Origin of the sequence: Pseudomonas cedrina subsp. cedrina, assembly GCF_001983175.1 — a bacterium.
Lineage (GTDB): Bacteria > Pseudomonadota > Gammaproteobacteria > Pseudomonadales > Pseudomonadaceae > Aquipseudomonas > Aquipseudomonas cedrina.
The window spans coordinates 410789-424225 of sequence record NZ_MNPW01000004.1; the positions used below are offsets into that span (position 1 = coordinate 410789).

General features: G+C 61.8%; 9 protein-coding genes. 6 read left to right on the forward strand and 3 right to left on the reverse strand.

The annotated features are described in order from the left end of the window. Nucleotide 1: 1 nt before the first annotated feature. Nucleotides 2–625, forward strand: a complete 624-nt coding sequence (locus tag BLL36_RS10485; RefSeq protein ID WP_076951354.1) for a Pr6Pr family membrane protein — start codon at nucleotides 2–4, stop codon at nucleotides 623–625. 114 nt (nucleotides 626–739) lie between these two features. On the opposite strand, the gene BLL36_RS10490 is transcribed toward BLL36_RS10485, so the two are convergent. Both BLL36_RS10490 and BLL36_RS10495 read right to left on the reverse strand, forming a co-directional pair. Next, nucleotides 740–1507, reverse strand: coding sequence for a siderophore-interacting protein (locus BLL36_RS10490; protein ID WP_076951355.1), 768 nt, complete (start codon nucleotides 1505–1507; stop codon nucleotides 740–742). Continuing rightward, the gene (locus BLL36_RS10495; protein WP_076951356.1) at nucleotides 1504–2043 is read right to left on the reverse strand and encodes a PadR family transcriptional regulator; all 540 of its coding nucleotides are present in this window, start codon (nucleotides 2041–2043) and stop codon (nucleotides 1504–1506) included. Before BLL36_RS10495 ends, BLL36_RS10490 begins: the two co-directional genes overlap by 4 nt. Before the next feature lie 480 nt (nucleotides 2044–2523). On the opposite strand from BLL36_RS10495, the gene BLL36_RS10500 reads away from it, so the two are divergent. The 5 genes from BLL36_RS10500 to BLL36_RS10520 all read left to right on the forward strand — a co-directional run bounded on the left by BLL36_RS10500 (nucleotide 2524) and on the right by BLL36_RS10520 (nucleotide 8171). Beyond that, entirely contained in the window at nucleotides 2524–3012 is a 489-nt protein-coding gene (locus BLL36_RS10500) for a CS1 type fimbrial major subunit (protein ID WP_076951357.1), read from the forward strand. 107 nt (nucleotides 3013–3119) lie between these two features. Further along, nucleotides 3120–5642, forward strand: coding sequence for a CS1-pili formation C-terminal domain-containing protein (locus tag BLL36_RS10505; RefSeq protein WP_076951358.1), 2523 nt, complete (start codon nucleotides 3120–3122; stop codon nucleotides 5640–5642). An 18-nt stretch (nucleotides 5643–5660) separates the two neighbouring features. Next, nucleotides 5661–6887, forward strand: a complete 1227-nt coding sequence (locus BLL36_RS10510) for a hypothetical protein (protein WP_090219937.1) — start codon at nucleotides 5661–5663, stop codon at nucleotides 6885–6887. Between the two features lie 37 nt (nucleotides 6888–6924). Then, nucleotides 6925–7665: a fimbrial biogenesis chaperone gene (locus BLL36_RS10515; protein WP_076951360.1), complete on the forward strand. Its 741-nt coding sequence runs from the start codon at nucleotides 6925–6927 to the stop codon at nucleotides 7663–7665. A 29-nt stretch (nucleotides 7666–7694) separates the two neighbouring features. Then, entirely contained in the window at nucleotides 7695–8171 is a 477-nt protein-coding gene (locus BLL36_RS10520; RefSeq protein WP_076951361.1) for a CS1 type fimbrial major subunit, read from the forward strand. A gap of 396 nt (nucleotides 8172–8567) precedes the next feature. On the opposite strand, the gene BLL36_RS10525 is transcribed toward BLL36_RS10520, so the two are convergent. Continuing rightward, nucleotides 8568–13379: an NEL-type E3 ubiquitin ligase domain-containing protein gene (locus BLL36_RS10525; protein ID WP_076951362.1), complete on the reverse strand. Its 4812-nt coding sequence runs from the start codon at nucleotides 13377–13379 to the stop codon at nucleotides 8568–8570. Between the last annotated feature and the right edge of the window lie 58 nt (nucleotides 13380–13437).

Below are 13437 nucleotides of genomic sequence, written 5' to 3' on the forward strand. Positions count from 1 at the left end.
CATGAAGCGGTTTACAGCGGCAGCCGCCCTGGCCGGTTGGGCGGGGTTGGTGATTCAGCAATACCTGATTTTCTATTCGCGCTGGGAGTCCGGCGCCAGCCTGCTGGGCGGGTTGGTCAACTTTTTCAGTTTCTTCACCGTGCTCACCAACACCCTGGCGGCGGTGGTATTGAGTTATGCGTGGGTGGCGCGCGACAGTGCGGCGAAACGGTTTTTCGCTGGGCCGGTCATCAGCAGTGGCATCGCCGTCAGCATCCTGGTGGTCGGCCTGGCCTACAACCTGCTGCTGCGTCATTTGTGGCAACCCGAAGGCTTCCAATTCATTGCCGACGAGTTGCTGCACGACGTGATGCCGGTGCTGTTTTTTATCTATTGGTGGCGGTGCGTACCCAAGGGCCACTTGCGGCTCAAGCACATTGCCGGCTGGGTGGTTTACCCGCTGGTGTACTTCGGTTATGCGCTGTTGCGTGGGGATTTGCTCGGACAGTATCAGTACCCGTTCATCGATGTCCTGACGCTGGGTTATCCACAAGTGTTCGTGAATGCCGGAGGGATTCTGGCGGGGTTTGTGGTGATTGCATTAATGGTGGTGGGCCTGGACAGTTTTCTAAAGCGGGCACGGTAGTTGTGGGAGCTGGCTTGCCTGCGATAGCGGTGGGTCAGGTACAGGTTTTTGTCTGATACACCGCTATCGCAGGCAAGCCAGCTCCCACAGTTGATCTTCAGCGTCTTCGAGGGCTCACTCTTCTTCGCTGCCCTCGGCCCGCCAGTAACCCACCGCCTTTAGGTATTGCTCATCGACCTTATGCGTGTCCAGCAGCACGCGACGTACCTGGCGCGACAGTTTGGTTTCGGTCGCCACGAAGCTGTACAACATGCCGCCTGGCGGCGTCAGGTTGCGCACCGTTTCGAGCAGGTCATCCTGGCCGCGTATCACCCAGATCACTTGCACATCGGCGGCACTGTGCAGCGTTTGCTGCTCCGCCGCATTGGCGATTTCAATCACCGCCAGCACCTTGCGCCCGGCCGGCAGTTCTTCCAGGCGGCGACCGATGGCCGGCAGCGCGGTTTCATCGCCGATCAGCCAGTAGCTGTCGAATATATCCGGCACGATCATCGAGCCGCGTGGCCCGCCGATGTACAGGTGCTGACCGACCTGCACCTGCTCGGCCCAGGTGGACGCGGGGCCATCGCCGTGCAGCACGAAGTCGATGTCCAACTCGCCGCTGCTTGGGTCGTAGCGGCGCGGCGTGTAGTCACGCATGGCCGGCTGCGGGCCATCGCCTTTGATGCTGAAGGTCGGGCTTTCCAGCGCGGCCTGCTCAGCGGCGTTCTGCGGGAACAGCAGCTTGACGTGATCGTCGCTGCCCAGGCTGATAAACCCCGCCAGCTCCGGCCCGCCCAGGGTGACGCGGCGCATGCGCGGCGTGATATCCATCACCCGCAGCACTTCCAGGCGGCGACGTTTGATTTCGTGGGTGACGCGGTGGATGGTTTGCGTATTCATTGGTCTCTCCCGTCGGCAATGGCTTGAGCGGTGCGATTGAGCAGCGTGGCGACACGCGCGATTTCTTCCGGGCTCCAGCGCCCGTGGTGCGCGTGCAGGGCGTGACGCAGGTTGTGCACCGCCTCGTGAATTTCGGGCGGGCGGTCCTGGCCGCGCAGCGAGCGCTTGCTCACGTCGATGCGCATGCGCACGCCGTCCACGGCAACTGCCTGTTCGCTCAAGAAGAGACGACCGGCATCGGTGATTGTGTAGCGTTTTTTTCCGCCGTCGGTGTCGCCGGTGATCAGTTCGCTCTCTTCAAGAAACGTCAGCGTCGGGTAGATCACACCGGGGCTGGGGCTGTAGGCGCCGTCGAACAGGCTTTCGATGCGGCGGATCAGATCGTAGCCATGGCACGGCTGTTCGGCGATCAGCGCGGGCAGCAGCAATTTCAGATCGCCCGGTGCGAACACACGGGGGCCACGGCCGCCGCGTTCGCGGCCTGGGCGTTTTTCGAAGCCGTCGCGGCCGTCGTGGTGGGGGTGGTGCTCTCTCATTTCTCTGCGCTCCGTCTTGGTTAGATACAACGTAAGATATATCTTATTCGGCGCGCAATTTTCCCCGACCAACGGTCGTGCGCCGTGTCAGGTTATTTAATGTCGAGGTGGAAGTTGCCGATATAGCAACTAGAGTAAATGCTCAAGTTGCTCGAATGGCGTAATTGCCGGGCTATTGCTGAATATGTAATCCGCTTCGTACAGATCTTATTCATGCTAAATTATTCTTGTTTGAAGTCACGTAGTCCGATTCTTACGGATAACTTTAAAGTTTTGGCAAAAAGCCATAATTTTCTTATAAGTTGCATCGCGCTTTAACTACGCAACTAAGCGAATCGGACGGCATACGTCTTTTGGATCGGTCTTGATACTTGCCTGGCGTTGAGGGTCCTACGACTTTCAATGCAATTAGTTGGAGAAAAAACAGTTTTTTCCAGCTGTTCTAAGAACCCCCTGATTTTTAGATAACAGGTAATAACCATGTTCAAGAAGCTTGCTTTCGCCGTGCCGTTCGTTGCTGCCGCCCTGAGTTCCTCGGTAGCCTATGCCGTTGACGACGCGCGTTCAGCCATCAATATCAAGGCCGACATCCCTACCAAGCAGTTCCATGCTCAGCCACGGGATCCGAACTTTGGTAAAGATGAAACCATGAACTACAACACCGTCAGCGGTGAGTTGAGTTCCCTGCGCGCCACCTTCGATGTGAAAAACACCGACGGTTCGGTGCATGCCTACATTGAAGGTGGCCCGACCGCCGCTTCGTTGTACAACGGCACCGACAGCATCCCGCTGACCAACACCTTCAACGGCGTCGTACTCACCGCCACTCCGCAGGAAGTGGTCGATGACCCCCAGTCCACCCCTGGTACCCAGGCTGACCTGGTGATCAGCGCCGCTAAGCCCGCCGACACCCAGAACGGCCTTTACACCGCCAGCTACACCGTGATCTTCGACGCCGTACCGCGCTGATAGAAAACCTGTGGGGATCAGGATGAACCCCAGTGTGTGTGCAAAGGGTCGGTGGCCGTTCTGGCCGCCGACTTTCCTGACTGTCCGTACTGACGAGTATTCCGTTGATGTTTGCGAAGACGCCGATTGCGGCCGCGCTTGCGCTGTTGCTGTGGGGCAACGCTTTTGCCGCGCCGACCGCGCCTGGTACCACGCCGGGCAGCCTGCTGTCCCAGTCCGAGGGCTTGCCCAAGGATTTCGAAGCGCACTTTTTTGATGTGCCACTGGCGGTACGTGTCGAACTCGACCAGCAGTTTCTCGGCGAAGCCATGATTGTACTGGGGCGTGACGACCGCATTACCTTATTGGAATTCACCGACATCGGTGACAGCAACTTCACTGCTTCCGAACGCGACACCTGGCAGCACCTGCTGCAACAGGGTATGCCCCTGGGCGGATGTGAAAGCAGTTGCCCGGCGCAACTGTTGGCCATTCATTACAGCCTGGAAAATTCATTGGTTTCGATCCTGACCGAGAACATCGAACGCAATGCCGATGTAAAACGCTTCTACGATCAGCCCGAAAGCGGCAGCCACGGGTTGATCATAAATAACCAATTGAACCTCACGGGTGGCGAGAACGAAGAAGTGGGCGGCCGTTATGGCCTGGAGGCCAGTTCCAGCATCGGCAACTGGACCCAGGCGTTCAACTTGCAAGTGTCACGCTTCGGCGGCACCGACACCACGCTTTACCACGCGGTGCACGAGCTTTATACCCAGCGCGAACTGGAAGGCAACTTCGTGCGCCTGGGTTATTTCACCCCCGGTTCCGATGGCCTGACGCGGCAGATCCGTTCTTTCGGCGCCAGCCCCGACACTGCGGTGGGCGTGATGTACGGCAGCTCCGACAGCCTGCTGATCAACAATCCCAAGCCGAGCGTCTACCCGATCTACGTCACCGCCAGCCGGCAGGCCGCCGTGGAAATCTACCGCAATGGCCTGTTGATCAACACCCAACCGGTCGCCGCCGGTTTGCAGACCCTCGACACACGCACCTTGCCTGGCGGCATTTACGAGGTCGAAGTGCGCCTGATCGAAGATGGCGTGACCACCTCGACCAGCCAGGAATTGGTGTACAAGCCCAACAACTGGCGCAACCCCGACGAGCGCTGGCGCTACAGCACCTTTGTCGGGCGCGAGACCAAGCTGCTCAGCAATTGGGAAGAGCAGCGCACCGGCGCCATGACTTACGGTGCGGGCGTCAACTACCTGGCTCACCCGCGCTTGATCCTGGGTATGTCGACCCGCAAGGTGCGGGAAATGATGCAATACGGCACGTCCATCGACTGGACCCTGGCCAGCAGCACCAGCCTCTACGCCAATATCTATCAGACCCAGGACCACGGCACCGGCCTGGACCTGCAAGGCATGTACAGCTATGGCCACGGCAGCATCGTGCTCAGCCACAACCGCAGCTGGCTCGACACCACGCGCACCTTTGAAATCCTGCCTGACGGCACCCGCTTGCGCACGCGCAACGTGTTTGTCGGGCGCACCAGCAACTCCTCGCTGTCGATCAACCATCGCTTGAGCAACAAAAGTTCGATCAGCTCGCGGCTGTCCCACAGCCAGGGCAATATCGAAGGCGTCGGCCTGGACCTTGGCTGGAACCAGCGCAGCACCTTATTCGGCAGTGACGCCAACTGGCGCCTGTCGGTGTTCGATCGCCCTGCCACTTCCAGCACCGGCGACAGGCGCAACCGTGGCGTCGACCTCAGCGTCAGCCTGGCCCTGGGTTCGCCCGGCGAGCAATGGTCGGCCAGTATCGGCACGCGCACCGCGCGCGATGGCACCCGCGACAACAATGGCTCGCTGACCTACCAGAAGACCCTCGACGACCACCTGCTGCAGAGCGTCTCGGCCACCGCCATCGCCGATACCTACGGCGTCGGCCTGTCCGGGCGCGCCAGCTTCCAGAACGACGCAGTCTACGGTGACACCTTCGTGCAGCGTTCCTCCTACAACGAACGCCTCACCGGCGGCCTCAACCTCAGCAGCACCGTGGCCGTGGGCGCACAGAAAGCCGTGCTCAGCAGCCAGCACCAGGGCAGCGGCGCGGGCATGATCGTCGATATCGAAACCGACCTCGATGACATCACCCTGCGCGCCGACGACCTGACCGGGGGCAGCGTCGCCCTGCGTCCGGGCCGCAATTTCGTACCCATCACCGCCTACAAGAACAGCGCCTTGAGCTTCGACTTCGAGGGCAACCATCCACCGGCCGCGAGCATCGTCCCGAACCGCACCCGCTACCACCTGAACAAGGGCGGAGTGGACTACCGCAAGATCAGCGTGATGAAAACCGTCACCGTGCTCGGGCGCCTGGTGGATGCACGCGGCAAACCGCTCAAGGGTCACCACGTGATCAACCACGCCAGCCGCGCGGTCAGCGAAGTCGATGGGTTCTTCTCGATGGAAATGATCGCCGGCTCGCCGACGCTTGAAGTGCGCTACGCCAATAACCTGCTGTGCCAGTTCCGCCTCGATCCGAGCAAGGCGCGTCAGGAGAGCGATGTGTTGTTGATTGGTGATTTGCGTTGCACGCCGGACACCTTGGCGGATGTGGCGATCAATGAACGGGCGGCAGGCTGACCTATGAGAACTCTACCTATGAAATTCATCGCCAGCGGTTTGCTGTGCCTGCTCGGCGCTATCGTTGCACGGCCTGCAATCGCCGAATCGGTGGACATCACCGCCGTATTCAGACCGGACGGATCCGCACCGCAGAAAAACCAGTTCGTCAACACCACGCCGGAGAGCGGTTACTGCTTGATCTATAAGCCAGACTGCACGGCCCTGAGAATTTTCAGCATTCGTCTCCCGCTGCGAATTGACTCTGCCCGGCCGATGCGGCCGTCTTCCGAGCCTCGCGACAATGCGATGTTCCAGGTGCCGTCCCAATGGCGCGCTGTGGATGTAACGAACACGGTATCCGGAGAGACCGCTCGGGTGGAGGTACGTATTGCAGGTATTGGCTCAACTTACTTTCTAAGCGATACGGTCCAGAGTTTGACCGGAGCTGCCACTGCTGTTGCCGGGCATCACGCGTTATGGGGCAGCAGTTGGCTGGGTGCGCCATCCCCCTGTTTGGGGACTTACGTTGGTTTCTATGGCAGTACCTCTTATGGTTTTTTCTGGCGCACCCCGGTTCAATCGGCGTGCGTCAAAACTGCTCGATTCACTATTCCGAGCATGTACTACCAATATTTGGACTTTGCTTATGAGCTTCGAACCCCCAACCCTCTGAGCATGACTGCCGGTATCTACACGGGGTCCTTTACCTACTCACTGGGACCAGGTGCTGACTTCGACTTCGGCGACGTCATGCTGCCTCAGGACAACCAACTGACCTTCAATTTCAACCTCGATGTCGACCACAACCTGAAAGTCCAGGTCCCTCCCGGCGGCCACCGCATCCAGCTCGAACCCCAGGGCGGCTGGCAAGCCTGGCTGAACGACGGGCGCAAACCGCGCCGGCTGTTCCGCGACCAGACCGTCAACCTGTGGACCAGCTCGCCCTTCAAGATGACCCTCGAATGCGGCGAGCCATTGGGCAACACCTGCAGCGTGCGCAACGGCGCCGGCCACCAAGTGCCGCTGGATGTGGCCGTGAGCCTGCCGTTCGGCCTCACCGACGGCAGCGGCAACGCTGTCAACCGCAGGCCGTTGCGCCTGGACGGCAGCGGTACCGAGCTGTTCAAACCGTCGCTCTACATCGACCGCAAGCCGAGCACCCTGCATTTCGAGATCAAGGCCGATGCTGTCGAGCAGATGCTGGAGCAGGCAGGCAGCACGTACTCGGGCACCGTCACGGTGGTGTGGGATTCGCAGGTTTGAAGCGCGGCTGGCCGTATTTTCCTAATGAGGTTGTGTGATGAAACGTTTGTTAATGGCGTGCAGCGTCTGTCTGTTTTCCCTGATGGCCAATGCCGGCCCGCAGATCAACGTGGGGGTGGTCTATGACTACCTCAGTGGCGACAAGAGCACCTACATGAAGCGGGTGTTCAACGGCGGTACATCCACCGCGTTCGTCAAGGTCAACATCCTGGAGATGATCTATGACGATGACGGCAACTACCGCGAAGTGCCGCTCAAGGATCAGCACGACAGCACCGCCCGCGACGGCCTGATGGCCAGCCCCGCGCGGCTGATCGTGCCGGCCAACGGCACCCAGGGCACGCGCCTGTTGTTCATGGGCAACCGCGACAAGGAGCGTTACTTCCGCGTGCGCTTCGTGCCGGTGGTGCCCCAGAGCGACGATGAATTCGCCGTCACCGACGAAGAGCGCGCCGAATACAAGGACAGCCTCGCCGCCGGGGTCAAGGTGCTGGCCGGCTACGGCACGGTGTTTTTCGTGCGGCCCAAAGCCACGCGTTTCGACACCGCGATCCAGGACGACGGCAAGCGCTATACCTTGCGTAACAACGGCAACAGCGTGGTCGTGATCGATGAGTTCAAGGACTGCGTCGCCGGCTCGCCGCGCGATTGCCGGCCGACCCTGCGCCACCACATCCGCGCCGGACGCTCCTACGGATTCGACAAGGAACCGGGGCGTGAGTACCGCTTCAGCCTGATCGAAGGCGACGACAGCAAACCCATCGAGGTCAAGGGTTGAGCCCTGGCCTTTTGCAACAGGTGAAAAGCATGTTCAAGAAAGCAGGGTGCATGGTGCTTGGCCTTGGTCTGGTCTGGCCTGCGGCCCAGGCCGCCGTCGAGCGCGAAACCTTTGAAGTCTCGGTGACCATTCCCACCGCCGATTTCTATGTGTTGCCGGTCGACCCGCAACTGGTACAGACAGAGCAAGTGCTGGCCTACAACCCGGTGTCGTCGCAACTGGCAACGTTGCGTGCGCCGTTCGAGGTGAAAAACGTCGGCGGCGCGATTGGTGCACGGCTGGATCAGCAGCCCTTTATTTACAACGGCACTGACCGCGTCGACCTGCGCGTGACCTTCAACCAGGTGGAACTGGGCCTGGCGCAGAGCCAGGTCGTCTCCAGCGCCGATGCCCGCCCCGGCAAGCGCGTGATGCTGGAAATTGCCGCGATCAAGCCCGATGACGATTACAAGCCGGGGCGTTACTACGGCACCGTGCACATGGTGTTCGACGCCATCGCGCCGTGACCGATCCCCACAGGGATTGGGGGTGTTCACCCTTTTTAGCATCCGACACAAGCCCCCTGTGGGAGCGGGCTTGCTCGCGAAAGCGGCAGGTCAGCCACAGATGCACTGGCAGATACACCGCCTTCGCAGGCAAGCCAGCTCCCACAGGGATTGGGGGTGTTCACCCTTTTTAGCATCCGACACAAGCCCCTGTGGGAGCGGGCTTGCTCGCGAAAGCGGCAGGTCAGTCACAGATGCAGTGGCAGACACACCGCCTTCGCAGGCAAGCCAGCTCCCACAGGGATTGGGGGTGTTCACCCTTTTTAGCATCCGACACAAGCCCCCTGTGGGAGCGGGCTTGCTCGCGAAGGCGGAGTATCAGCCACCGAACAGGTCGGCTGGATCACTGCCACAGCTTCAAACCGCGTGCGCCGTGTCTTGTTCCTCCAGTCGATCTAAAGCCTCACGCGTCAGCCGCCGGGCCAGGTCCTGATCGCTGGCGTGAGCGCCGGCCAGGATCCGTTCGTAGGTCTGCGGTGTCATCGGCGCGCCGGTCAGCACGTCTTCGTGGGGCACATTCAGTGCGTCGGCCAGTTGCAGCAGCGCCTGTTTGGCTTCCTCGCTGCGCTCGGTGGCGGCCGCCCAGGCATTTTGCGCAAACATCAGGTCGTCCAACGGGTCAAGTATCTGGTTGGCCCGCTCGGTACTGGCCTGGAATACCTCGGCATGGGCAGTGCGCAAATAACTGTCCCAGAAGCCCTGGGCGAGCATGCCGTCCGCCAGGCCATCACCGGCTTCCAGGGCCAGCACGCTGCCATGGGCTGCGTCGAGCATGGCCGGGCTCACTTGGGCCGTGGCGCGGTAAGCCATGTGTTCCGACACCCAGGGCAACGACAACCGCTGCTTGAGCGCGCTTTGATACGCCAGGTACACCTCGACTTCATCCACCGTGCCAGGCTCGCCATCGACCACTTGCGTGCTGAAGCGCAAACCTTGCCCGCCTTCGTCCACGGGGGCAATGCGCTGGCGGATGTCGGCTTGCGCCACCTGGTTGAGCCGTTCCAGCCGCGCCTTGCCCTTGGCCAACCACGCCAGCTGGCGTTCCTGCTCGGCGCCGTTGAGGTGGAGTGCGTCATTGAGCTGCAATTCCACGCCCAGCGCATTGAACACATGCAGGCCGGCATCGGCGCAAGTCACCGGATTGCTGGCTATCAAGAACATTCGCGTGCGCAGCGCTTCGTCGCCCTGCATCGCAATCAGCATTTGCCACACCTTGCCCGCCAGGTCGCGATAGCCGATTTCGTAGCGCAGTCGGTCGCGCGGGTCTTCGAACACTTCCGGTGGTTCAAGGCTTTTAAGCACTTCAAAAAATCCCTGTGAGCCGTGTTCCGCTTCAACCTCGTCCCACAGCTGCTGGAGCCAGGGGCTATGCTCGGCCCGTCCTAGCGCCAGCCAGAAACCCGCGTCACCGCGGGGTGGATACGTGCGGTACGGGTCAAGGCCGGCGGCCATGCGATAGCTGACCAGTGTGCGCTCCGCCTGCGCGCTCAGGCGGTTGCGGTCGAGGCGGGTACGCGCCACCAGCTCGGCTTGCGGTTGCCAGGGCAAAAACTGCGGCACGTGATCGATCAATGTGTTTTGCAGGTCGAGTGCGAAGTCGTCCGGCCGCTGCCGTGCGAAGAGGCCCTCTGGCCAGTCGCTTATGCCGGTGCCGCGTAGCGACAACGAGCGCAGGAACGGCATGCCACTGATGTCCGGCGCGACCGTCAGCAGGCGGTTACCGCCCAGCGACAAACGCCACAGCCAGGGCAGGTGCCTGAACTGCGCCAGGCTCGCCGCATCCCATTGCACCCGGTTGTTATCCAGCGCCAGTTCGCGCAGGCCGATCATTCGGGTCACGGGTTGCGGCAGGCGCGTCAACCCATTGCTTTGCAAGTCGAGGCTGACCAGTCGCGGGAAATTTTCCAGGAACGGCATATCGCTATCCAGCAAGTCGGCTTCGATGAGTTCCAGGTGCTGCACATGCTTGAAGCTGGCCTTGAGCCGAAGGTTACCCAGCAAGCCCCTCAAGGCCGGGCCGTTTTGGGTCAGGGTGATGCCATGCGGGTTGGGTTTGAAATTGAGCTCCCAGGCGTGGATCAAGGACCGCGATAAGTTCCGGCGCACCGCATCCAGGTTCGGATCTTCACCGGGGGCCGCGAGGTTTATCCAGTGGCTCAGCTCGGTTTGCAATTCAAGCTTTTCCGCTTCCCGGGCTTCAAAATCCAGCAGATTCGCGGGGTCGTCAAGGCTGGGTAAAAACCCATCGATATCGGCCTGTTCCACATAGGGGTAGAGCGCCTTGACCCGCTCTTCAAGCGTCGGTGCAAACAGCGCCGAACACCATTGTCGTACGCGATGCATGGGCTTTTGCGTGAGCACCTGTGCATCCGGCGTCGGCTCGGGGCCGATGCCGGGGCTGTCGAGCAGCACGCGTCGTTGCTCGGGAGCCGTGACCTTGCTGATCATCCAGGCCCTGAAACCCTCGCTCTCTCCAGAAGTAAAGCCCAGCGCGGCCTGGCGGTCGAGGGGCAGGGCCGCCAGGATGGCTTCGAAGAATGCGCCATCGCGCAGCAATACACGCTGTTGCCCATCATGAATGACATGCTCGGCGGCGTCGTGCCTGACCAGCACACGCACCCTGCGCGCGTCGGCCGCGCCTGCCGAGGCACGCAAGGGGCCGGTTGGGCTGTGCAGGCGAATTTCCAGGCGCGTGTCACGCAGGGCATCGCTGTGCAGGCGCAGGGTATTGAGGGCCATCTGTTCGCCGTCGGCGTTCAGCCGCGCCGGATCGAAAAAACCCTCGAACCCATGGACGCCACGGGCCTGCAGTTGCAGCTCGCGGGCGAGATTACGCAGGCGCAGCGGCACATGCCGTTCGATGTTCGCAAGCTCGGCGGGGCGGGCCTGTGCAATCACCTGCCGCGCCAGCGTTTTGGGCAGCTCACCGACGGCCTGGCGCACGCGCAAGGCGGCTGTGTCCAGACCTTCTTCGCTATGCCGATATAGATAATCGAACACGGCCGCCCGGCGCCCGGCGAGGTTGTCGGCCAGGCGGTTGCGCAGGGCGTCGACCGGGTCGTCTTCGCCGATTTCGCCGAGCACTTCCTGCAACTGCGTGTCATCAAGAAAACCCACCAGGCGTTCCGGCAGTTGGCCCAGGTTCAGGTCCTGATGACTGATCTTCAACACATGCTCGGCGGCGTCCTCGCCATAACGCAGGCAGTCACCGTTCATCTCGGGGCTGTCATACACTTCGATCGCGCGGTTGGTCGGCCAACCCGGTAGCTCGCGGGCCATGTGCGGGCTCCAATAGGTGTCCTCGTCGACTGCCTGACCGCCGCGCAGGCGCTCGGGCAAGTGGTGCGCCTGTTGGTTGAGGTTAAAGCGCTTGACGCTGTGCTCCACCAGCGCCGGCGTGGTGTTGTCGGCGCGGGCGGCGCGCAGCACGCCGTAGTCGGTGCCGCTGATGGCGAGGATTTGCTCGGACTGGGCTTGGCTGAAGTCGCCCAGGCTGCGCAATAGCTGGCGGTCGCTCCAGGCGCGTGGGTTGTCGTTGTAGAGCAGCGGCGGTGCGTACGCGTCGGCGCGCAGCGGATGGCGGATGCGGTAACTGTCGGCTGCCGGGTCGTGCTCCACGGCATAGTAATGTTCGTCGACGGGCAGCAGGGTTTGCCCTTGGTGAGTGTGCAGGCCGCGCTCGTCCGGGGTCGATCCCGGCGCCAGGTTCACCTCCGGCTGGCGGTAGGGACGAGGGTCCGGGTTCCACAGGCGCGTGCGACCTTGCATGTCCACCGCCTTGAGTTGATCGACAAACGCCGAGCGAGCCAGCTGCCCACCCAGGCCGAACGCGCCCAACTGCACCACGTCTTCGACCACCTCGACCAGGTGCCGCGCCGCCTCCAGCGCGTGGCCCTGGGCCAGGTCCACCACACCCTCGACCACCTCGTCGAGCAATTGGTAAGCGGTGTAGGCCAGGGTCAGTTCACCCAGAAACGGCACGAACGGCGTGGCCACGAACAGCGCGGCGTCAAAGATCTGCGTCACTATGCGGCTGAAATTGTCCCACCAGGCCCAGAATTCGCGCTTGTCGGCCAACTGCGTGGGCACCGCCAGTTCCTGGGCGTCGTTCAGGATTTTATCCAGGCTGCGTTGGTACAGGTACGGCCAGAGGTCGGCGTCGATACGTTCTGCCGCAAAGGGCGTGGGCATCGCCCGGGCGCTGAAAAAATGGCCGCGCTGGGATTGGTCGACAAACTGGCTGAAAAACCGTTGATAGTCGGCATCGCGCAGTTTTTCATTCAGCGCGTTCATGAAGGCGTGGCTGTCGGCATAGTGCTTGAGCGCACCCTGGGGGTCGTTGGGGATATACGCCAGGATCGGCACCGGCGTGCTGGCGCTCTCCAGGTTCGCCGCGATCAGCAGGATCCCGGTCAGCAAGGCGCCGCGCAGACTGAGTCGGTAACAGTGCATGACCACGGGTTTGCCCTGCAGGATCAGTTGCACCAGGGCGAAGGTCGGCGCGTCGATGTCGCGCTTGAGCAGCGCCAGGTGTGCGGCGCGATCCAGGGCGGCCTGCTGGCTGGCGATCACCTCGGCCTGCAGCGCTTGCCGGGCGAGTGCGTCAGTGGGCAGCAGGTGTTGTTTGAGCAGTGTCTGGTAACGGCCGCCCAGGTCCAGTTCGCGACACAACTGCGCGAATTGCGCGATGCTCATGCGGCCTTTGAGCGGCTCGATCATGAAATGCCCGCGTGCATCGGGTTTGCTGATATAGCTGGAGCTGTCGGTGTGCTTCTGATGGCGGCCAAAGTTATGCAGCGCGGCACCCAGCAGTGACACCGTGTGGCTGCTGGTGCCTTTGAGGATCAGGCCCCGCTCGGTGTGCAGGAACAGGTGCACGGCATCGACGTCGAGGTCCAGGCCATGGCGCTCCTTGATGGTCTGGGTCAGCAGAGGCCGCGCAAAGGCGCGCAGGTCTTGCAGGTCCTTGAGGCGCAGGTCGACGCTGTTTTGCGTGGCCCAGGCCCGTGCATTGGCAAGTTTGAGCGGGGCCTGGGGACCCGCGCCGATGAACTCGGGCAGTCGGGTCAGCGGCGTGCGGCTCAGCGCCCGCGCCCTGGGCCAGTGTGCGGCACGCAGCCAGTCGGGCAGGCTGCGTTGGATCAAGGGGTAATGAGGGCCTTTGGACATGGTAATGACCTTGCGAGGTAGACAAGGGCACCAGCCTAGGCAGCGTTGCAAATGAACG